Origin of the sequence: Psychromicrobium ferritrahens, from assembly GCF_043789415.1 — a bacterium.
Classification (GTDB): Bacteria; Actinomycetota; Actinomycetes; order Actinomycetales; family Micrococcaceae; genus Renibacterium.
Window position 1 is genome coordinate 271,331 of sequence record NZ_JBDLLW010000001.1, and the last position, 21,584, is coordinate 292,914.

At 60.6% G+C, this 21,584-nt stretch carries 19 protein-coding genes and 1 pseudogene; 4 read left to right on the top strand and 16 right to left on the bottom strand.

Annotated features, from left to right (window positions below; translation table 11 throughout):
- Window positions 1–40: 40 nt before the first annotated feature.
- From ABDK06_RS01270 to ABDK06_RS01315, 10 genes are all read right to left on the bottom strand, one after another.
- A complete protein-coding gene (locus ABDK06_RS01270; RefSeq protein WP_394938115.1) occupies window positions 41–1,414 on the bottom strand; it encodes an aldehyde dehydrogenase family protein in 1,374 nt (457 codons plus the stop codon).
- A 77-nt stretch (window positions 1,415–1,491) separates the two neighbouring features.
- Entirely contained in the window at window positions 1,492–3,813 is a 2,322-nt protein-coding gene (gene metE, locus ABDK06_RS01275; protein WP_394938117.1) for a 5-methyltetrahydropteroyltriglutamate--homocysteine S-methyltransferase, read from the bottom strand.
- Window positions 3,810–4,796, bottom strand: coding sequence for a methylenetetrahydrofolate reductase (locus ABDK06_RS01280; RefSeq protein WP_394938119.1), 987 nt, complete (start codon window positions 4,794–4,796; stop codon window positions 3,810–3,812). The genes metE and ABDK06_RS01280 overlap by 4 nt, the downstream gene beginning before the upstream one ends.
- A gap of 233 nt (window positions 4,797–5,029) precedes the next feature.
- On the bottom strand, window positions 5,030–5,443 hold the full coding sequence (locus ABDK06_RS01285) for a DUF1304 domain-containing protein (RefSeq protein ID WP_394938121.1): 414 nt from the start codon (window positions 5,441–5,443) through the stop codon (window positions 5,030–5,032).
- Window positions 5,444–5,475: 32 nt separating this feature from the next.
- Window positions 5,476–6,258, bottom strand: a complete 783-nt coding sequence (locus ABDK06_RS01290; protein ID WP_394938123.1) for a tetratricopeptide repeat protein — start codon at window positions 6,256–6,258, stop codon at window positions 5,476–5,478.
- The gene (locus ABDK06_RS01295; protein WP_394938125.1) at window positions 6,255–7,277 is read right to left on the bottom strand and encodes a vWA domain-containing protein; all 1,023 of its coding nucleotides are present in this window, start codon (window positions 7,275–7,277) and stop codon (window positions 6,255–6,257) included. Before ABDK06_RS01295 ends, ABDK06_RS01290 begins: the two co-directional genes overlap by 4 nt.
- The gene (locus tag ABDK06_RS01300; protein ID WP_394938127.1) at window positions 7,274–8,257 is read right to left on the bottom strand and encodes a vWA domain-containing protein; all 984 of its coding nucleotides are present in this window, start codon (window positions 8,255–8,257) and stop codon (window positions 7,274–7,276) included. The genes ABDK06_RS01295 and ABDK06_RS01300 overlap by 4 nt, the downstream gene beginning before the upstream one ends.
- Window positions 8,248–8,721 carry a hypothetical protein gene (locus tag ABDK06_RS01305; protein ID WP_394938129.1) on the bottom strand — a complete coding sequence of 158 codons (474 nt, stop codon included), beginning with the start codon at window positions 8,719–8,721 and terminating at the stop codon, window positions 8,248–8,250. The genes ABDK06_RS01300 and ABDK06_RS01305 overlap by 10 nt, the downstream gene beginning before the upstream one ends.
- Window positions 8,708–9,595, bottom strand: coding sequence for a DUF58 domain-containing protein (locus ABDK06_RS01310; RefSeq protein ID WP_394938131.1), 888 nt, complete (start codon window positions 9,593–9,595; stop codon window positions 8,708–8,710). Before ABDK06_RS01310 ends, ABDK06_RS01305 begins: the two co-directional genes overlap by 14 nt.
- A gap of 4 nt (window positions 9,596–9,599) precedes the next feature.
- Entirely contained in the window at window positions 9,600–10,607 is a 1,008-nt protein-coding gene (locus ABDK06_RS01315; RefSeq protein WP_394940768.1) for an AAA family ATPase, read from the bottom strand.
- Window positions 10,608–10,726: 119 nt separating this feature from the next.
- Between ABDK06_RS01315 and ABDK06_RS01320 the strand changes: the two are divergent.
- Window positions 10,727–12,365 (top strand): annotated as a pseudogene (locus ABDK06_RS01320) (AMP-binding protein).
- Between the two features lie 204 nt (window positions 12,366–12,569).
- Here the strand turns inward: ABDK06_RS01320 and ABDK06_RS01325 are convergent.
- Window positions 12,570–13,772, bottom strand: a complete 1,203-nt coding sequence (locus tag ABDK06_RS01325) for an ROK family transcriptional regulator (RefSeq protein ID WP_394938133.1) — start codon at window positions 13,770–13,772, stop codon at window positions 12,570–12,572.
- Window positions 13,773–13,920: 148 nt separating this feature from the next.
- Here ABDK06_RS01325 and ABDK06_RS01330 point away from each other — a divergent pair, with 148 nt between their 5' ends.
- Window positions 13,921–14,805 carry an aminoglycoside phosphotransferase family protein gene (locus tag ABDK06_RS01330; protein WP_394940769.1) on the top strand — a complete coding sequence of 295 codons (885 nt, stop codon included), beginning with the start codon at window positions 13,921–13,923 and terminating at the stop codon, window positions 14,803–14,805.
- Window positions 14,806–14,875: 70 nt separating this feature from the next.
- On the opposite strand, the gene ABDK06_RS01335 is transcribed toward ABDK06_RS01330, so the two are convergent.
- Both ABDK06_RS01335 and ABDK06_RS01340 read right to left on the bottom strand, forming a co-directional pair.
- On the bottom strand, window positions 14,876–16,006 hold the full coding sequence (locus ABDK06_RS01335) for a class I SAM-dependent methyltransferase (RefSeq protein WP_394938135.1): 1,131 nt from the start codon (window positions 16,004–16,006) through the stop codon (window positions 14,876–14,878).
- Window positions 16,007–16,168: 162 nt separating this feature from the next.
- The gene (locus ABDK06_RS01340; protein ID WP_394938137.1) at window positions 16,169–16,840 is read right to left on the bottom strand and encodes a GDSL-type esterase/lipase family protein; all 672 of its coding nucleotides are present in this window, start codon (window positions 16,838–16,840) and stop codon (window positions 16,169–16,171) included.
- A gap of 165 nt (window positions 16,841–17,005) precedes the next feature.
- Between ABDK06_RS01340 and ABDK06_RS01345 the strand changes: the two genes are divergently transcribed.
- Window positions 17,006–17,920: an alpha/beta hydrolase gene (locus tag ABDK06_RS01345; protein WP_394938139.1), complete on the top strand. Its 915-nt coding sequence runs from the start codon at window positions 17,006–17,008 to the stop codon at window positions 17,918–17,920.
- 116 nt (window positions 17,921–18,036) lie between these two features.
- Here ABDK06_RS01345 and ABDK06_RS01350 read toward each other — a convergent pair whose 3' ends face one another.
- From ABDK06_RS01350 to ABDK06_RS01360, 3 genes are all read right to left on the bottom strand, one after another.
- Window positions 18,037–18,258, bottom strand: coding sequence for a hypothetical protein (locus ABDK06_RS01350; RefSeq protein ID WP_394938141.1), 222 nt, complete (start codon window positions 18,256–18,258; stop codon window positions 18,037–18,039).
- 120 nt (window positions 18,259–18,378) lie between these two features.
- Window positions 18,379–19,326 (bottom strand): helix-turn-helix transcriptional regulator, encoded by a 948-nt coding sequence (locus ABDK06_RS01355; protein ID WP_394938143.1) that lies wholly within the window; start codon window positions 19,324–19,326, stop codon window positions 18,379–18,381.
- Window positions 19,327–19,476: 150 nt separating this feature from the next.
- Window positions 19,477–20,148, bottom strand: coding sequence for a TetR/AcrR family transcriptional regulator (locus tag ABDK06_RS01360; protein WP_394938145.1), 672 nt, complete (start codon window positions 20,146–20,148; stop codon window positions 19,477–19,479).
- A gap of 83 nt (window positions 20,149–20,231) precedes the next feature.
- Here ABDK06_RS01360 and ABDK06_RS01365 point away from each other — a divergent pair, with 83 nt between their 5' ends.
- Window positions 20,232–21,359 carry an FAD-dependent oxidoreductase gene (locus tag ABDK06_RS01365; protein ID WP_394938147.1) on the top strand — a complete coding sequence of 376 codons (1,128 nt, stop codon included), beginning with the start codon at window positions 20,232–20,234 and terminating at the stop codon, window positions 21,357–21,359.
- The last annotated feature ends 225 nt before the right edge of the window (window positions 21,360–21,584 follow it).

Genomic DNA, 21,584 nt, shown 5'->3' on the forward strand with positions numbered 1-21,584 from the left:
GGACCGCTTATCCAGCCGATACTCCGGGGCTACTCTGGACTCAGCCCGAGGGAGCGATCACCCTGGTCATCACTTGATGCTTTAGCCCGTTGAAGGGCGGGTAGATCAGCTTCATGGTGTCCGGTTTGAGCGGCTTGTCGAGCACCGATTTGCGGTGTGTGAAGGTATCGAGCGAATGCTCCCCGTGATAGGCGCCCATCCCGCTGGCGCCGATCCCGCCAAAGGGTAGCCCCGGCACCAGCAGGTGTGCTGCGGGCACGCCGAAGCACAGTGCCCCGGAGGAGGTCTGCTCGGTGAAGTTCTCCTTGGTCTGCCGATTTTCGCTAAATACATAGAGCGCAAGTGGCTTATCCCGCTGATTGATGAAGTCGATTGCGGCGGCCTCGTCGGGTACTTCCACGAGCGGCAAGAGGGGGCCAAAGATCTCCTCTTGCATCACGGCGTCCTGAGCTTTGGCACGCAGCACCGTGGGAGCCAGATATCTTTCGGCGGCATCGTGCTCTCCCCCGGTGACCAATTCGGCTTCCTCAAGCAATCTGCTGAGTCGGTTCAGATGCCGTTCGTTGACGATCCGTCCGTAGTCAGCGCTCGCCTTGGGATTGCCTCGGAAGAGCGCCTCAATGGCCTTCGGCAGAATTCTGGCCAGTTCGTCGAGTACCGCCGAGGTGCCGAGAATATAGTCGGGAGCGACGCAGGTCTGCCCAGCGTTGAGGTATTTTCCCCAGGCGATGCGCTGAGCGGCAGCACGCAGATCTACCGAATCGTCGACGTAAACGGGAGATTTTCCGCCCAATTCCAGGGTGACCGGCGTGAGGTGCGCGGCGGCCGCCGTCATCACGATCCTGCCCACCTGGCCATTGCCGGTGTAGAAGATGTGATCGAAGCGCTCCTTGAGCAGCTCGGTGGTCTCCGGCACCCCGCCCTCCACCACCTGGACCGCAGAACCGAGGTACTCCGGCAGCCATCTAGCAAGCGCCGAGGAAGTCGCCGGTGCGAGCTCGCTGGGTTTCAGCACCACCGTGTTGCCACCGGCCAAAGCACCCAGAACCGGGACTAAAGACAGTTGCACCGGGTAGTTCCAGGGAGCGATCACCAGCACCACGCCGAGCGGGTCGCGAACGACCTTGGCGCTGGCAGGCAGCAGGGAGATCGGAACCGGTACTCGTTCAGGAGCCAGCCACCTCCGTAGGTTCTTCACGGCATGGGTGATCTCAGAGCAGACGAAACCGATTTCGGTCATCCACGCTTCGTCTGGATGCTTACGAAGATCCTCGGCCAATGCCGCAGTGAATTCAGCAGTCCGCTCGGTCAGCATGTTGCGGAGCGCTTCGAGGCGCTGAAGCCGCCAGCCGACATCGTGAGTGATTCCAGAGGTGAAGAGTGCTCTTGCGATTTCCACGGCGCCGTTACTCATAGCCCCAAGATACTCCGAGAAAGGTGAAGAGCCACAGCCCCGCGATGCTTCAGGGCTGTGGCTCTTCACCTAGTGAGCTAGACCAGTTCGGCGCGCATCTCACGAGTGGCGGCCACCAGGTTACGCAGTGACTCCTCGGTTTCAGCGTATCCCCGGGTTTTCAACCCGCAATCAGGGTTGACCCAGAGCTGCCGGGCCGGCACATGATTGACGGCGGTGCGCAGCAACTCGGTGACCTCTGCCTCTCCCGGCACCCGTGGCGAGTGGATATCGTAGACCCCGGGCCCGACGCCTCGTCCGAAGCCGTGATGTTCCAGGTCATTGACCACTTCCATCCGGGATCGGGCCGCTTCGATCGAGGTGACATCTGCGTCCAGACCGTCGATAGCATCGATCACCACGCCGAATTCGGAGTAGCACAGATGAGTGTGCACCTGAGTGCCGCTGGCCGCTCCCGAGGTGGCCAGCCGGAAGGCCTTGACCGACCAGTCCAGGTACTCGGGCTGATCCGCCTTGCGCAGCGGCAGCAACTCGCGCAGAGCGGGTTCATCGACTTGGATGATCTTGATTCCGGCAGTCTCCAGATCGGCGATCTCATCACGCAGGGCCAGCGCCACCTGGTTGGCTGTCTGCTGCAATGGCTGATCGTCGCGGACGAAAGACCAGGCCAGGATGGTAACCGGGCCGGTCAGCATACCCTTCATCGGTTTCTCGGTCAGCGACTGCGCAAAGGCCGCCCATTCGACGGTGATCGCGGAGCTCCTGGTGACGTCCCCCCACAGAATAGAGGGGCGGGTACACCGGCTGCCATAGGACTGCACCCAGCCGTGAATCGTGACGTCGAAACCCTCAAGGTTCTCGGCGAAGTACTGCACCATATCGTTCCGCTCCGGCTCGCCGTGCACCAGGACGTCGAAGCCGAGGTTTTCCTGCAGGTCAACCACCCGCTGAATCTCCTCCCGCATCAGCTGCTGATACTGCTCGGCATTCAGTTCGCCCCGGTTCGCTCTGGCCCGGGCCGAACGAATCTCTTTAGTCTGGGGGAAGGAACCAATAGTCGTCGTCGGCAGCACCGGCAAGTTGAGTTCTTCCTGCTGGGCTCGGGCGCGTATCGCGTAATCCTCGCGCTCGAAGTCTGCTGGGCCCAAAGCAGCCAGTCTGCTGCGCACTTCACTGCGTTGCACCCCTGGAGCCTGTGCTCTGGTGGCAATAATCTCACTCGCTTCGGCGATCTCCGCTGCCGCCGCTGCGGGATCGGTCGCGTACCTCGCCAGAGTGATCACTTCGGTGACTTTTTGATCGGCGAAGGCCAACCAGCTGCGCAATTGCTCATCGAGCTGGGTCTCTTCATCGGCGTCATGCGGTACATGGAAGGTGGAAGTGGAGGTGGAGATCGCAGGCTTGATTCCGGCGCTCCGCAGCGCCTCAATCTTGCGGGCTGAGGCGGCGAGATCGTTCCGCCAGATGTTATGCCCATCGACGAGCCCGGCGACCAAGGTCTTATCCGCCAAGGCAGCTTTCAGCGCCGAAAGATCTTCGGGCAGCGCGCCTTTGAAGAGGTCGATCTGGAGCGCCTCAACGGGCAGGGCCGCAACCGTCTCCAGCAGATCACCGAGAGTGCCGTAGGGGGAACTGAGCAGGATGCCCGGCCGATCTTGACCTTCCGCGAGCACCCGGTAAGCCAATCGCACAGCCTCGGCGAGTTCCGCGGCGGGTACTTCGCCGTCGACGACCAAGGCCGGCTCATCGAGCTGGATCCACTCCGCTCCGGCCGCTGCGAAACGTCGCAGCAGTTCACGATAGACCGGCAGCAACTCCTCCAGCTTGCTGAGCGGTGAAAAATCGGCCGGGGCGTCGTCCGCCGCTTTGCTGAGCAGCAGGAAGGTGACCGGCCCGACCAGATAAGGCCTGGTCTGCACACCGTTGGCCAGCGCGAATTCGAACTCCTCCACCGCCCTGTTGGAGGTGATGGAGAAGCGGATGTCCGGGGAGATTTCCGGCACCAGGTAGTGATAGTTCGAATCGAACCACTTGGTCATCTCCAGTGGTTGCTGCTGAGCGCTGCCGCGAGCCAGCGTGAAGTAACCATCCAGGCTCAACTGACCGTCGTCATCGAGCAGCTGACCGAACCTGCTCGGGATGGCGCCCAGATGGGCGGCGGTATCAAGCACATGATCGTAGTAGGAGAAGCTGCCGGGCACCGCATGGGGCTCGACGAGGCCCAGATCGCGCAGACGGTTAATGGTGGTCAGTTGCACCTCCTTGGCCGCGGTATCCAGAGCGGCGAGGCTGATCTTCCCTGCCCAGTAGGCTTCAACGGCCTTTTTGAGCTCCCGACGACGACCGATTCTCGGGTAACCGAGGATCGAGGCGGCGGGAAAAGTCTTGGTTTCAGTCATGAGGGGTCCTTTGAGAGAAGTTGGCTGGGCTGCTGAGACGATCGTCCAGCCGGCCGAGTGGGGCGAGGAAGGTCGAGGCGGTCCAGTACCTCGAGGGCCGCCTGATGCTGGTTGAAGGTGTAGAGATGGAGTCCGGGAGCACCTACCTGCAGAACGGCTTTAGCCAGCTCGGTGGTAGCTCTGACCCCTACCCGGCGCCGTTCGCCGTCGTCTTGCGCGTGCGACAAGGCGGTGAGCAGCTCGGGAGCGGGCTGCACTCCGGTGAGTTGCGCGAGCCGCTCCAGCCGTTTGACGCTGGTGAAGGGCATCACTCCGGGAATGATCGGGATGCTGACCCCGGCCCGCTTCGCCCGGCTGAGCAGATCTGCGTACTGCTCAGGATGGAAGAACACCTGGGTGATCGCGAAATCGGCACCGGAGCGCTGCTTGGCGAGCAGCACTTCGACGTCGTGTTGCTCACTCGGCGACTCAGGGTGCCGAGTGGGGTAAGCAGCGACCCCGATGGCGACCTTGCCAGCGGCAAGCATCGCCGAGCGGCGCTGTTCAACCCGCCGGATCAGTTCCACTAGGTCCTGGGCATAGTTCAATGCTCCGGGAGGGTGTTCCTCGCTGCCATCAGTGCGGTGGTCTCCCCTGAGCGCAAGGATTCCGCGAACCCCGGCGTCCAATAGTTCAGCGATGATCGCCGCCAGTTCATTGGCAGTATTACCGATGCAGGTCAGATGAGCCAGCGGCCGCAAACTGGTCTCGCTCAGCAGGCGGTGTAAGAGTTCCACAGCGGTATCCCGATTGGAGCCGCTCGCACCGTAGGTAACCGAGACGTAATCAGGGTTGGTGCTTTCCAGCTCGCGGATGGTAGCCCATAGCCCGTCGACGGCGGAAGGCGTCCGAGGCGGAAAGAGTTCATAGGAGAGCGCCACCGGCGCCTGGTGATCGGCAGAGACCCGTTCCAGAGGGTCGGTGAGAATACTGGGTGGGGACATTTGCATTCCTTAGTTTCTTGACGCGAGTCAAGTCGGCAAGAGCGGCTGGAGCATTAGCTGGTCCACCGGCTCAACGGGGCAAATGTCAGACCCACACGGGGGCACCCACACCCCCGGTTGAGGGGGTCGCTGACAAGTATTATGTGCTCAACTCTAGGAAACTATTGGCGGCCAAACAAACCAAGACCGAATTAAGACAAAGTCTTACGCAGAAAAAGATTAATAAATACGGACTAGGCGGCATGCAAGCCGAAAAATCCGAATAATGCAATGATCGGTGCAACGCCTTGGATCAGCACCGGAAGAATAAAACCGGGTTTGCTGATCAGCAACACCACTGCAGCCACCAGCATCGTCAAGCAAGCCAACAGAACAAGGCCCGCGCCCAGCAGCATAGCGGTGGGGTTCCCGGTGCAGAGCAGAATAGCCCCGACGATGCTGCCCAGACCGATCACCAGATTGTAGTAGCCCTGATTGAAAGCCATCTCAGCGAGGGTATCCGCTTCACCCTGGTCTTTGACGCCGAAGCGCTTCCAGGCTGCTGGCTGCCGCCAGCGCACGGACTCCAGCAACCAGAAGTAGCCATGGATTAGCCCGGCAAGAACAGCGAAGATCACGGTCACCCACGGCAAGGAAAGTGCAGTCATGCCCCCAGAATACGCTGCCTCAGTAAATCACTTCACCATTGCTTGCCGTTGGAGTCATCCGGAAGATTTCCGACGTCGCCGCTGCCCTGTTTGCCGTCATTGCGGTCCTTCTGGGCGTCCTTCTGCTGCTGGTTGAGCTGTTCCAGCTTGGAGGGGTCCGTAGAGCCGCTCTGTGCTTGCCCGGACTGCTGCGGATCCAGCTGCCCCGGATCGGCGTCCTTCGATTTCTGGCTCAACCGCTCCTTTGAATCCTGCAGGCTCTCCCCCTCGCCCTGCTGATTGCCGTCGCCGCCCTTCTGGAAACAGCCCTCAGGAGCCTCATCGGAGACCTTCACCCCCGAGTCGTACAGCGCTTTCGCGCCGGATTCATCACCCGCGGCTTTTTTAGCGTCCCCCAGTTTCTCCAGGGTCAGCACCAGATTAACCCGCACTTTACAAGAATCCTTCTCGGGGGCCAGTGCGAGAGCCTGCTCAAACTGAGTTCTGGCCGCCTGGAAGTTGCCCTCCAGAACATAGCCATCACCGTCATTGAACCAAGCTTTATAGGGCTCCACCAGATTAGCGAATTTCAAAACACTCGCTGCGGCGTGCACTCCCCCGGCATCTCCCTTGGCGAAGGCCGTGTTCAGCTGATCTGAAGCTATCGAGACGCTCAGGAACTTAGCGGCGATCAGCAGGGTCAGCAGCACCACGGGGATCGAGAAGAGCAGCATTCTGCGCCGTAACAGCAGCCTGGCGGGCAAGGCAACGGAAGTCGACGCCGTGGCCGGAGCTTCCGGCCGCGGCACCTTTTCAGGAATGAGCGTTGAACTCATGCGCTCCTCCTTCCGCTGGCTTCTGGTACCGCTGGCCGCTTACGGCTCGGCCGAAGCTGACGCCATTGTCGTAGCGTATCGAACAGTTCCCAGCCGGCCAACGCCAGCGCACCCAGACCGAAAACCCAGTACAGCTCGTACTGTGCCCTGGAACTCGATGTTCCCTCGAGTTTGCTGGCAGCGCCGGCTGCTGGAGAGAGCAGGCCGTCCACGCCGTCACCGGCGAAGCGATGCTGATACGGCACGCCGAGTTGCTGGGCGATTTGATTCAGCATTTTCTCGTCGATCTTCGAGATCGCGTCGCCACCGGAAGAGTTGTCCTGAATATAGCCCGGTCCGGGATCCGCGCCGAAGCCGCTGTTCTGCTTCATTCGGCCTCCCGCCGCGGTTCCATAGCCCAGCACTCCGCCACCTGAAATCAGTCCCTGGGAGATCTGGAAAGGCTGTGGTGCGGTACTCGCGGTCTGCTCTCCGTCTCCCAGGTAGAAGACCACTCTGGCCCGCTCCGGATGAGCTTTTTGGGCGGCCTGCAATCTGCTCAGTAACGTCTTAGCGGCCACCGTGACGGATGAGCCCCGCGAGTACATGGTGATTTCCGGACCAAGGATCTCGACGGCGTTCTCAAAAGCGTTCTGATCGCTCGTCACCGGGAGCCGCACCACGGCATCCTGATCGAAGCTAATCAGCGAAAGATGCGCACCGGGTAGTTTATTGGCAATCGCGAGCATATCCGCTTTCATGCCCTCTAGTCGGGGCTTTGACTGCGCATAGTCCTCAGCCATCACCGAACTCGTGGTGTCAGCGAGGAAGAAGACATCGAGCTGGGCTGAGGCCGCAGAAAGATCAGCACTGCCCACTCCAGGACGCAGTAGGCTGACGGTCAGCAGCAGCGCCAGCCCGGCCCGCCGCAACCACGGTATGCGCTCCGCCCCGCGCCAAGCCAAGCAAACGCAAACCGCCACGAGCAACAAACCGAGTGGCAGCAGCAGCCACCAGAAGATCACCGGTGCAAAGCTCATCGGCGCAACCTCCAAGCGGCGAACAGCACACCCAGCAGCCCAAGTCCCGCCATCAGCAGCCAGACCTCAGGCCTATCGTAGGAGACCAGTTGCGGACGGCCCTGTAACTTACTGGCTTCAGTGGCCTGAACTTTGGCCACAATATCGCTCGCCGCATCGTCATCGCCCAGCACGTAGTACTCGCCGCCGGTGCCTTTCACCGCCTCGCTCATCTGCTGGCCCGCTTTGAGCCGGGTAGCTGAGGCCTGCGGACCGTTCGGATTGATCCCATAGATCCGGATATTGTTCTTGCTCGCTAAATCCGCGGCTTCCGGCAGCGTGAATAGAGGTTTTCCAACCAGCACATTATCGGTGGCGAAGACGATCGACCGAGAGCGAGACTCGCTGCTCAGCTTGGGGAAGCTGTTGACGCAGGTGGCCAGGCCATCGCCGATCAGTGAAGAGCCCTTGCCGCTGTAGGTGCCCTCGAAGAACCCACTGGAATTACTCTGCCGTTGCAGGGAGTTACCGGCATCGATGAGTTGCTCATTGATGAAGTCATAATCGTCGGTCAGCGGGAAAACCTGCACGGCTGAGGAATCGAAGATCACCATGCCGAGCCGCTCTCCGTGAAAGTCTTTGGCGAGCTGAGTGAAGACGTCCACCAGCCTGGCATCGGTGTCGATCATCGAACCTGAGACATCCAGGCAGAGCACGATGTCCCGGTTGCTTTGCTCTGGCCTGATGCTGCTCTGCTCAGCTGGCCGGGCAGCAGCCAGTACCCCGGCCACGATGAGCACCCCCAACGATCCCAGGGCTACCAGGGTCCACCGCCGCCGCTTCGCCAGTGCTCTTGCATACCCGGGAAGAGAGGTGAGTCGCTCAGCATGCGCCACCAGAAGCCGCTCTGGCGCCTTTTTCGGGCGGCGCAGCGCGAAATATGCCACTACCGCGAGGCAGAGCAGGACGAGCGGGATGAGCCACCACAGAATCAAGACCATGTGCCCACCAGCTGCCGGGCCGCATCGGCGGAATGCCCGAGACTCTCGGCGTCCTGCACTCCGAATTCGGCGGGATAGAAAACCTCGACGACGTCGCCCACCATCGGCAGTCCGGCCGTTCGCAGCTCCGCGAGCGTCATCCTTTCGGTTCTCACTCCGGTCAGTTCCTGCACGAAGCCACGAACCAGAAGGCTGAGTTTTTGATGGGCATCGCGCGCGCTGAGCTCCCCTGCGTGATGACGGAACACCAGCTGATCGATCCGGGCAAGGTATTCCGCTCGCAACGCAGGCACTCTTTTCGGAGGCATCGGAATGGCACCGGTCTGCGGCTTGGCCCGGGTGGCATAGCAGGCGGAGAAGTACCAGACGCCGATCAGCAGGAGCAGCAGCACCCCGAGCACCCACCAGAACGCCGCGTAGTCCAGGGGCGGGAAGAATCCCTCGCCATGACTATCGTTGTGCATGGCGCTGCCTCTCCAGCAGAGAAAACAAGGTTGCCATCACGTCGTTGCTGTGTCCGAGCCATTCCATCGGGATGTTCCGACGGGCCAGGGCATTCGTTATCTGAAGTCGGCGCTGCTGCACTGCCCGCTGATATTCGGTTGCCAGCCGAGGGTCCTTAGCGAGCATCGAGACCACGGTGTCCAGTTGGTCGACGTCGATGCTTTCACGGCTGAGCGCCTCCCCACTGGCCAGATCCGCATCGGAGATCACCAGCCAGAGCACCTCATGCTGCGCGCACAGTCTGCGCAACAATCGCTCCTGCTCAGCGCTGATCGGATGCTCGTCAGCCACCACGAAGACCAGCCTGCGCTGCCGGACGTTCTTTGCGATATAGCTGAGCTGAGCGGTCAGATCAGAACGAGCCGAGTCCAAGCCGATAGACGAATTCACCCGTTGCAACAAGGATTCCAGATGCCCCTCGGTGCCACGAGCCGGCACGGCGGTGGTGCGCTCGGCGTCACCATGGACCAGGCCGACCGAGTCCCCGTGTTTGAGCGCAAGATAGCCAATCACGCCGAGGGCCATCACCAGGATGTCCTTCTTCGGTTCGCCGCCGCCCGCCACTGCGGCCATATTCCGTCCGGTATCGGCAACCAGCAGAACTGTCTGTTTGCGAATCGCGACATAGCGCTTTACCAGAGGGGAGCCGTGCCTGGCGCTGGCCTTCCAATCGATATCGCGGATCTCATCACCGGGGACATAGCCGCGCAGATCGTCGAAGTCCAAGCTGCGGCCGCGGAAAATCGCATCGTATTCTCCGTCCAACATGCCACGGGCCTTACGATGCGCGAAGATGAACATCTTCGACTTCACCTTTTGCAGAAGCTGAGGCATCGGCTTAGGGTGTCTGCACTGAGCCGAGAATCGCCTCGATCACGGTTTCCACCTGAACCTGCTCGGCCACTGCCGCGAAGCCCAGGATAATCCGATGGCGCAGCACTCGATGGGCTAGGGCCTTAACGTCTTCCGGGATCACATGGTCCCGGCCATTGAGCAGGGCCAGCGCCCGGGCAGCCTGAGAGAAGGCGATGCTGGCTCGCGGGCTGGCCCCGAACTCGATGTACTCGGCGAGTTGAGGGTCGATGTACTGTGCGGCGTGTCGGGTGACATAAACCAGCCCGACAATGTAGCGCACAATGGCCGGGTCGATGTAGACCCGCTGGGTCAACAGCTGAAGCCGCCGGACGTCGTCGAGGCTGGCGACCGCTGTCTGCTTCGCCTCGGCGAGGAAAACCCCGGCGTCTATCCGGCGGATGATCTCCGCTTCCTCCGCGGGGGCCGGGTAGTCGAGCACATCTTTGAGCATGAAGCGATCCATCTGCGCTTCAGGGAGCAGATAGGTTCCCTCTTGCTCGATCGGGTTCTGGGTGGCCAGCACGAGGAACGGATCGGGCAGTGGATAGACGACTCCTCCGATACTGGTTTGGCGTTCTTGCATCGCCTCAAGCATCGCGCTCTGGGTCTTGGCGCTCGAACGATTGATCTCATCGAGTAACACCAGATTGGCGTGCACTGGGCCCAGCTGAGTGCTGAAAACACCTTTCGCGGCGTCGTAGATCTGGGTGCCGACAATATCGCTGGGCAACAGATCCGGAGTGCACTGAATCCGATGGAACTGGGCGCTGACCGTATCCGCCAGGGTCTGCGCGGCAGTGGTCTTCGCCAGTCCCGGAACGCTTTCCAGCAGAATATGGCCGCCGGTCATCAGCCCGATCAGCAGCGTCTCCCGAAGCCTCACCTGGCCGACGACCTTGTTCTCAAAACTGCGCGAAATCGCTGCCAGCAGTGCTTGAGCCCCCTGCAAATCCGGGGCTTCGATTCGCGCTGCGGCCGTCATTTGATTCACGTACTGTTCCACTGCTTTCTGCTGATCGGGTGCATCCACACTCATCCAATCCAATCACAGGCCTTCCGTGCAATGGGGAGCACTACCCATCTCGGCACGGGCGTTATAGCGTGTGGACTATGACAGCAACGGCGCTTTCGTATACCTCCGGAGTCTCCCAGACCGCTCTTCTGGGCGAAACCATCGGAGCGAACTTCACACGGACTGCACAGCAATATCCCGATTCCGAAGCTCTGGTAGAAGTAGCCTCAGCGCGTCGCTGGAGTTACGCAGAACTCAATCGGGAGGTTGATGAGCTGGCCAAAGGGCTGATCGCCCAGGGCGTCGTCAAAGGCGACAGGGTGGGCATCTGGGCGGTCAACTGCGCCGAGTGGGTGTTGGGTCCAGTACGCCACCGCGAAGATCGGCGCCATTCTGGTCACCGTCAACCCGGCTTATCGCCAGCACGAACTGGCTTACGCCATCAAGCAATCCGGAATGCGGCTGCTAGTGTCCCAGCTCGAATACAAGACCTCGGCCTTCCGGCAGCTCATCGAGGCGGTTCAGCCGGAATGCCCCGCACTGCAAGAGGTCATCTACATCGCTGATCCGAGCTGGCAGCGGCTGATCGACGCCGGCCAGGCGGTGAGTGCCGAGACTCTGGAACAGCGGCTCACGGGGCAAAGCGCCGATGAGCCGATCAATATCCAGTACACCTCGGGAACCACTGGCTATCCCAAGGGAGCCACGCTCAGCCACCACAATATTCTCAATAATGGCTACTTCGTCACCGAGACCATTCTGCTGAACGAGACAGATCGAATCTGCGTTCCGGTGCCTTTTTACCATTGCTTCGGCATGGTGATGTGCAATCTGGGTGCCACCAGTCACGGCGCCGCCATCGTCATCCCGGCCCCCACATTCGACCCGGCACTCACTCTGCAAGCGGTGCAGGACGAAAAATGCACGGCGCTCTACGGGGTACCAACCATGTTCATCGCGGAACAGAATCTGCCCGAGTTCTCCTCCTATGACCTCTCCAGCTTGCGGACCGGGATCATGGCCGGCTCGCCCTGCCCTGTGGAGGTGATGAAGCGCTGCATCAGCGAGATGCATATGGAGCAGGTCTCGATCGCCTACGGGATGACCGAGACTTCACCGGTCTCAATGCAGACCCGGGTGGAGGATGATCTGGAGCACCGCACGTCGACGGTGGGACGAGTGCACCCGCATCTGGAGGTGAAGATCATCGACCCGGACACCGGGCTCACCGTGCCGCGTGGCACACCAGGAGAATTCTGCACCCGAGGGTATTCGATCATGCTCGGTTATTGGGAAAACCCGGACAAGACAGCCGAAGCCATCGACTCAGCTCGCTGGATGCACACCGGAGACCTCGCCGAGATGCACGAGGACGGTTACGTCAATATTGTCGGCAGAATCAAGGACCTGGTGATCCGCGGCGGCGAAAATCTGTACCCGCGGGAAATCGAGGAATTCCTCTACGCGCACCCCTCGATCGCCGATGTCCAGGTGGTGGGTGTTCCCGATGAGAAGTACGGCGAGGAGCTCTGCGCCTGGATCAGGCTGCGGCCCGGCGCGGAAGCCGTGGATCAAGCTGCCATCGCGGCCTTCTGCGAGGGCAGAATCGCTCGCCAGAAAATCCCGCGCTATGTGCTTCTGGTGGATGACTTCCCAATGACGGTGACCGGGAAGGTGCGGAAGATGGAAATGCGAGCAACTTCCCTCGAGCTGCTCGGGCTCAACCCATCGAGCTGAGCTGGCTGGTGAGCTGAGCTGGCTGGTGAGCTGCTCGGGCGGGTGAGCTGCCTGGCCGGCTGCGAAGCAAAGCTAGCGATTCCGAAAGTCGCCACAACCATGGTCGCCCTCGGTCTCTGAGGCAGTTCTGGAAGAGTTCTTCAGAGATTCGGGGGGCTTTGAGCCAGCAGTCAGTGCCGGCTCAAAGCCATCCGAAAATCGGGTCTATTCGCCTTCGGCGAGCACCAGGCTATTGGCATTCGGGCCGAAGGTGTCTTCCAGCACCAGGCAGGCGGCACCCACAGCGCCGACGTCGTGGCTCACGCTGGTGCCCACGACTTCCAGGCCGTGCACCTCAGAGATCACGCTGAGCTCATTGAGCAGAGCGGGAAGGGCGTCCAGGAACTTCTCTTCGAAATGCTTCCAGAAGGGCCCGCCGAACACCACATGATCGACATCGAGCAGATTGGTCAGCACGGAAACAGCCGTACCAAAGCGCTCAGCAACCCGGTTCAGCAGGGCATTCGCTTGAGAATCTCCCTCGGCCGCCGCTTCGGCAAGCGCTGCCATGCTCTCCTGGAGCGTTGCGCCCTTGAGCTTAGTAACCGCTTTGACGCCGTCTTTCCGGGCTTCTTCGAGGATGTTCTCGGGCATGCAGCTCACCTTGATGCAGCCGCGTCGGCCGCAATCGCAGGGCGGCCCGTCGGGATCAGCAATGATATGGCCGATTTCGCCGGCGTTGCCCGAGCTGCCCCGGATCACGTCGTCGTCGAGCACGATGCCCGCACCGATGCCGGTACCCATGTAGATAAAAGCAAAGCTTCCGGTTCCAGAACGGCCACCGGCCCAGATCTCCGCCGCTACTGCGGCAGTGACGTCCTTGTCCAAGAGCACCGGCAGCTTGAGTTCGCGGTGCAGATCTTCGCGCAGGCTCACTCGACCCCAGCGCGGCAGGTGCGGGGGGTTGATCACCACGCCGGTCGCGCCGTCAATCGGTCCTGGAGCGGCAACGCCCACCCCGGCGACCTTGGAGCGTTCAATTCCCGCTTCCGCGATGATTGAATCAATTTCCGAGGCCATCGCTTGAACGACTTGGGCCGGCTCTCCCTCTGGATCGGCCGGCAGGGTGCGATGAATCACCACGGCTCCGGTCAGGTCGAGCAGAGCGTAATTGGTCTCCACCGGGTCCAGGTGAACCCCGACGGCGTACATTCCCGCCGGATTGAGCTTCAGGATGGTACGCGGTTTCCCTGGCCCATTGCCATACTTACCCGCCTCGACAATCAGGTTTTGATTCAGCAGACGGCGACAGATGTTCGAGACGGTCTGCGCGGCCAGGCCGACTATTCCGGCGAGTTCAACCCGGCTGAGACCCTCTGGACTTCGACGGATAGCATCCAGGATCACCGAAAAGTTAAACTCACCCATGCGCGGAAGATTGGTACCGCGCCTACGAATCAATGCCTTGGCTTCTGGCAATCTAACCTTGTCCTTAATTCAACGGAACCCCTGTGCGTTACTGCGGCAGGGTATTCTCAGTCGGTGTAGCGACTGATAGGAATTTTCTGTGGCCAATATGCCAGCTGCCGAAGTGGAGCTCAACGAAACACTGGTAACCCAGTTACTTCGGGAACAACACCCGGATCTTGCACATCTGCCAATTCACACATTAGCGAATGGTTGGGATAACGGGGTCTTTCGACTCGGAAAAGATTTCGTTGTGCGGCTTCCCCGGCGAGAGATTTCCGTGCAACTCATTCGCAATGAGCAACAATTTATTCCTCAGATCGCCGATTTGACCAGTCTGAAAGTACCGGTGCCTCTTCGCCGAGGCGTCCCCAGCGAGCTTTTTGCCTGGCCCTGGAGCATTACGGAGTGGTTTGACGGCGAAGCGGCTATCCTTTCAGCTCCTCGCGAGCACGGCGGACTGGTGGAAGAACTGGCCGACTTCGTCTCCTCGATTCATCTGCCGGCACCGACCAATGCACCACGAAACCCGGTCCGGGGCGTCCCGCTGCGGCTGAGGGATCGAGCCTTTCGCGATCGCTTAGCCCCGGCTCGTTTTGAGCGGCACGCCGAGATCTTGAACGCGTGGCAGGCTTCACTGGCTCTGCCGGAGTGGGAGCGTGAGCCATATTGGTTCCACGGGGATCTGCACGCAGCCAATATTCTGATCAAAGCCGGCAAGCTCAGCGCGATCATCGACTTCGGCGATCTGGGCTGCGGCGATCCTGCCATCGATCTGGCTGCGGCCTGGATGCTCTTCGAAGATCAGGACCGGAGACGCTTCCACTCCCTGGTTGAAGCGAGAATCGGTCCGAATCCCGCACTCTGGGGAAGGGCCCGCGGCTGGGCCCTGCACCTCGCCACCGTGATGCTCACGCAATCTGACGACAGTCCGGAATTCCTGGCCCTGGGCCAGCACACCTTGAGCGCGGTGCTCGATGATCGTCCGCTCTGAAAACCTTTTAGTTGCCAGTTAGCAGCTTCCCCACTCCTTCACCGCATCTTCCTGCACCGATTCCGGTGGATCAATCCCGCCGTCGCGAAACCGTCACCGCGAATTTCAGGTTTTGAGCCACCAGTTCGGTGTCCCCCACCGCTTGGCGCAATTGCGGAAGATAGCCCAGATGTCGGTTATATACCGTCCACAGCTGACCCTTGCTTGTGAGTAATCGAGCGGCCGCATCAAAGAGCCTGAGGGCCACCCCCGAGTGAACCGCGGCCCCCGCGTGGAAGGGCGGGTTGAGCACCATCAGATCAGCGCAGCCCGCGGGCAGGCTGGCGCCGCCGTCGTCCTGCAGTACTTCCATTTGCAGCCCGTTGGCCTGGGCAGTAGCTCGCGCAGAGGCAATGGCAGCCGCCGAACGATCGGTGGCGATCACCCTCCATTGTGGGTGCTTTCGTGCTAGCGTCGCCGCCAGAACGCCGCTGCCGCAGCCCAGATCTATTGCGGTGACCCCCGCCTCAGGCAGTTCCGGCTCTAATTGCTCGAGCAGGAAGCGTGTGCCGATATCCAATTTCGTACCGGAGAACACCGCTCCGTGAACACGCAATTGCAAGTCGAGTTCGCTGAGATAACCGGACCGCGGAAACTCCGGAACCTCCTTCGGCAGGCTGGGTCGGCTAGCCGTCAAAAGCCTCGATTTCTGCCGAGCCAGACCGGCCTGCACTCCCCCGAAATATCTTTCCAGCACCGCGTTCATGGCAAGGGTCATATGCTTCACCCGGCCAGCGGCCAGTAATACGGTTTCTGTTCCGGCGAAGCGGGCGATGGCTTGGCAGTACTCCTCCAACTCGGCTAAGGACCTGGGAAGCTGCATGATCACCAGCCGGGCACCGCTCAGCAGTTTCTCGCCTAGCGGCAATTGCTCGAAGACCTCGGGCAGGCCAAGCCGCCCGGCATTCAGCCGCAGAGCCTGCTCACCGGTGATCAGATCCTGATGCACCCGGAGGCCGGGAAGCCGGAACCGAGAAACCAAGCCGAGGCTCAGCGCACCGTAGTTATCGCCGATGACCACCACACCGGGGTCGCCCATCAGCTGCTGATAGGCCCGGGCCTCATCGAGCAGCAAGAGATCCGAAGCATCCCAGGCGAATAAATTGCTGGCTTCCAGGTCTGGGGCACGGCGCAGGCGCTCGAAGGGGAAGCTCGTCTCCATCGCCCCAGCCTAATCTCCGCTGCTCGGAATCGATATTCTTCAATCCTCAGAGAGGCCGATCCCGGAGCCGTCGCCGATCCCGAATCATTGAGGCGCCTTGTCCGCCAACGGGCGGCGCACCCTGCAGATGAAGCAGCTGAAAAGGGAAGGCTTTGGAACGTCTCAGCTCCCCGGCTGAGCCCTGTCGCCATCGGCATCCCAGATAGCCTTGACCACGGGTTGCAGAACCTCGAACCAGACTCGATAACCCCGGCCATTGAGGTGGAGCTTGTCGAAGGAAAGCTCCTGGATGATCCCTCGATCGTCATCGGCCAGAGCGGGCCAGAGGTCGAGATATTCAAGCTTGAGCGTCTCGGCCACCTCACGGTAGGCAAGATTCAATTGCATGACCGCCTCCGCGTAGGAGACCTTGCGAGGCATCACGCTTTGCAGAACGACCTTGGCTTCCGGAGCAAGCTGTTTGATCTGGCGCAAGATCTCAGTCACATTGGCGACGATCGTCTCCTGCGGATAGCCCTGGGTCAGATCATTCGTACCGATCAGCAGAAACACAGCACGGGTCTTGGGGGTCAGCCCAGCCGCATGCATCCGGGCGAGGACCTGTGTCGTCGTATTACCGCTGATACCGCGATTCAGAACGATTTTTCCGGGGAACCATTCATTCCAGACCCCCTGCTCCGTAATGCTGTCACCGAGCATCACCAGATCTGCCTCGACCGCCGGCAGGATTTCGAACTGTGTGACTCTGCTCTTTGAGAGCGGTTCCAGCAGTTTATTGAGCCCTCGCTGCAAGGCGGCCGCGAAGCGGTTCACCCGGATCCTGTTGGCGGTCATGGGATACTTCCTCTTTGATAGTACCTTTTTATTGACATCAACTATCATAACCTGCCTTGCCCCGCTCCCTGCCGAAGCTTTTGAGGCTCGGAATAAAGCCGCTCCGAGCTTGTTGCTACCGATGCGGTGATACCGCAGCTTGAGTCACTTACCGAAGGCGAGAAGATGGAAGAACAGACGACAGAGGAACAGGCGATACGAGAATTCGTTGACGAGCAGAGGGCCTTCTATGAGTCAATGATCCCGAATGCCGGGGCAGCGGATCCGGTGGCGGAGGTGCTCTCCCTGGAAATCCCGGCCAAAAACCCGGAGCGCAGCATCCCCCTCAGGCTCTACCGGCCAGCAAACCTGGACGCGAAAGCCCCGGTCATGTTGTATATCCATGGCGGCGGTTTCGCCTCCGGCAGCTTGAACACCCATGATGTGCTCGCCCGGGCGCTGGCCAATGGAATCGGCGCATTGCTGTTCTCCATCGACTACCGTTTGGCACCCGAGCACCCTTTCCCGGCAGGCCTGAATGACGTCTCCGCAGCACTCAGCTGGCTCACCGACCATGCTGAGGAGTTCGGCGGCGATCCCGATCGTCTGGTGATCGGCGGGGACAGCGCTGGCGGCACGCTCGCGATTGCGGCGAGCACTAGAGTTCGCGACGCCGGGGGAAAGCAGGTCCGCGCTCAGCTGCTGCTCTATCCATTGCTGACCTTCGCCACCGACAGCCAGTCCTGGAAAGAACTCGGCGCGGATCATTTCCCCACCCTCGGAATCATGCCCTATTTTGAGCGAGCCTATGTTCCCCAGGGACAGGACGCCACTGATCCGATGATCTCGCCGCTGAACGGAGAGCTGAAGGACCTGCCGCCGTCCATCGTACTGATCGGCGAACTGGACCCCCTGCGAGATCATGCCCGGGCCTATGCGGAATCCCTGGAAGCCGCCGGAGTGCCGGTGGAGTTCGCGGTCTACCCCGGCGTGGAGCACGGCTTCATTCAGTTCTTCAAGGATCCCGCGATCGGGCCACAGGGCAAGAAAGCTCTCGACGACGCGGTCGCCGGGGTGAAGCGCGCACTCGCGGCGGGCTGAGAACGAGGCCGCTAACACGGAATTCAAGAAGCTCACGAAGAGCTGCTTGCCCGCGGCCGGAACGACAAAGCGGGTTTGGTGGGCTGTCCTGACCAGCCCACCAAACCCGCAGCTAGTTACTTTTTGAGATCCAAATGCCAGGGTGCCGATCCGGAAGTGCGTGTACAGGTCCAGGAACTGTAGACAGAGTTGGGGTGGTCGACGATGTTTTTACCCGCTTGGTTGCACTGGCCTTGCGTGCTGTAGTTGCCACCCGATACGGCATTTGCGGTGGACGCCGTGATCAGCGGAATGGAAAGCGCCGCTATGACCGTAGCTGTAGCCATCAATTTGCGCATAAAGTACTCCTCGATATTTTCTATCCACCATCGGGTTTCGACGGATATGTGAATCTTTGCCGAATCCGCAAAATATCGTCAAGTACTATTTCCGGTACTAAAGGGGTATCAGCAAAGGTATCAACCCGCTGTCAGGACGATATTATGGCGACCGTGAACACCGAGCTTCGCCATAATCTTGGTCATATGGCCCTTAACGGTGCGTTCAGAGATGAAAAGCCTGGCCGCGATCTCGGCATTGGATAGGTGTTCTTCACTGACCAGAGCCGCGATCTCGCGTTCCCGCTCGGTCAGCTTCAGGGACTCCCCCATCGAACCATTCGTGGCATTTACCCGGGATATCTTGGTGATTTCCACTATTTCCCGGTGAATCTCCAAAGCGCTTTTTAAATTTCTCGGGATCTCAATTCCTTGGTGCGCTAATTTTAAATTCTCGCCTAAAGGAACCAGAAGATTCTCGATACTGCGAACATAGCTATCCGCCACCGCCCCCAGCGTGACTTCGCACTCCGGGTAGAGCACATCGAGGGCGAGACGGCGCTCCCTGTTGAATTGGTTCTCCCGGCTGATCGCGAGGGCGGTGGCGAGCCACTCTCCGACCGCCAGGCACTGCTGATCGAAGGCGTTTTCCCGGTAACTCAAAAAGGCCATGAACCCGTAGGACACGCCGTCGTGGTCGAGCAGCGGAAGCACCAGCGCATCCCGGGAGATTCTCGATTCATCACCGAATTTGAGCCCCCGGTGCAGCAACTGGCCTTCGTCCTCGTTCCAGAGATAGGGCCGCGCCGACGTTTTCATCCGCTGGGATAGCCCGTACTCACCGAAGGGAATCGAGTGCCCAGCCAGCCGGACTCCCCTCTCCGCAATGTAATCGATTCGGAGCGTCATCGCGGATTCGTAGATGCCCACGTAAAAGCTATCGACCAAGGAAAGGCAGCTCATCGCCAGCAGACACGCCTCATACCGCAAACCGGTATCGCCGCGACTGGCCGTATTGATTCGCAGATCAGCGTGACGAAGCGCATTCACCGCCCGGGCGGAAAGCTGAGACCGTGACAGACCGATCACCTCCTATCGCCCCGATACAGGGTGCCTGCAAGCTGTGCCGAGCCTGATTCTGACCGAGGAGGCCCTGTCGAATTCCGTCGTTTGGACCACTTTAGCCGAGCGGATAGCGCGATGGCTCGGAGCCGAAAAATATCGAGCCAAGCACGTTCACTAACGAACTGTATCTATCCCCGCCAGGATGAGGTCGATACCGGCCAGGAACTGCTGACGATCGTCGTGATCAGGTAGCTGCGCTGCCACTCGGCGGATAAAAGGATATTCCACTGGATCCAGCTGCGCCCACTGACTGGCGACGTCGCCAAGGAAATCAGCGCGATCGGCATCTCGTGCGATCAGTCGAGCCGCCGCCGCATACTGCCCGGCGAGGCCCTGGAGATAACTCAGGAGCGCGGAGGCGGCATTGAATTGCAGCTGCGGGGGAACCCCGAGCGCCTGGAGCCTCCCGCCAAGCCCTTCGAAGATACTGACCATCGCCGGTTGCCAGGGCTTGAGAGAAAGCTGAGTCCCCGCCCACGGATGGGCATCGATAGCATCGAACACGCCGAGCGCAAAAGACCGAATCGCCTCCCGCGGTTCGACGTCTCCGAGCAGCTCGGTGGCTACCCGGCCGATCACCTCATTGGTCGCCGCAGCGAGCAATTCGTCCTTATTGGCAACATGCCAGTAGATGGCCCCGCTTCCGGTGGCGAGTCGAGCGGCGAGCGTCCTGAAGGTCAACGCCCCCTCCCCCTCGGCGTCCAGGATCTGGATCGCAGCCTCAATGATCCGCTCTTTGGAAAGGGCGTCACTGCGCCGCTCCGATCCAGGTCTTTTCGCTGCCATGAGCACCATCTTGACATAGTTGGAACATTGTTCCAATATCGCTAGTGGAACAATGTTCCAATCTTTCGCTGAGAGGAGCCATCATGAAACCAGTCACGATCATCGGAGCGGGCCTGGGCGGCCTCACTCTCGCCCGGGTGCTCTACGTGCGAGGCATCCCGGTAACGGTCTATGAGTCGGACCCCTCAGCGGAGGCGCGCACTCAGGGCGGCCAGCTCGACATTCACGAGGAGAACGGCCAGCTCGCGCTCGAGGCGGCGGCTCTCACCGCGGAGTTCCGCTCGATTATCCACCCCGGAGGCGAGGCCACCCGGATACTCGATCAGCACGGAGCGCTGCGCTATCAGGAAACCGATGAAGGCAGCGGAGGCCGCCCCGAAGTGCTGCGAGGCGATCTGCGCCGAATTCTCATCGAATCGCTGCCTACAGGGACCATTCAGTGGGGCATGAAGCTCACCGGGCTCCGTCCGCTGGGCGATGGCCGGCACGAACTGAACTTCGCTCGCGGAGCGACCGTGACCAGTGAGCTTCTGGTCGGAGCCGACGGCGCCTGGTCGAAGGTTCGGGCTCTGCTGAGAGATGTAAAGCCAGAGTACGCGGGCCTCGGCTACATCGAGACCTATCTGCACGACGTCGATAGACGGCACGTCGCGACCGCCGAAGCCGTCGGTTCTGGCGTGATGTTCGCGCTTGCGCCGGGGCAGGGAATCGTCGGGCATCGCGAAGCCAACGACATCATTCACAGCTATATCCAGCTCAGACGGCCTCTCGAGTGGTTTGACGCACTCGACTTTAGCGAAGGCAGCGACTCGATCACCCGAGTCGCCGCTGAATTCGCAGGCTGGGCGCCTGAACTCACAGCTTTGATCACCGAGGGCGAGGGCAGCCCCGTGAAACGGATGATCTACGGTCTGCCGGATGGGTTCCGATACCGACGAGTAGCCGGAGCGTCATTGATTGGCGACGCCGCGCACCTGATGCCGCCGGCCGGCGAAGGCGCCAATCTGGCGATGTTCGACGGGGCCGAACTCGGCAGGCTGATCGCCGAACACCCCGATGACGCAGAGAAAGCCTTCGCGCTGTACGAAGAAGGGATGTTCTCACGGAGCGAAGCAGCCGCCGAGCTGTCCCAATTGGTGCTCGGCTTGACCCTTGGGGAGCAGTCGCCGAATGGATTCGTGGACTTCTTCACTGAGGCGGCAGCCGAGTAAAGAGTCGCGGACGACTCCGCCTCTTCCAGCGCCCGTAACCGTCAGCTGAGAGACATAAGCTGTGAGTTCTCTCACCCCCAGCAATGAATATGCTGGTCAACGCTCTTGGCGATCAGGAGCCAGTCAAACGTGCGCTAGCCTAAGAGCTAATTGCGGAACACACCGACGTGTGCTGGACAGTAACGCGAACGTAACCGGTAGTGATCGCCGAATCGATAATCCTCT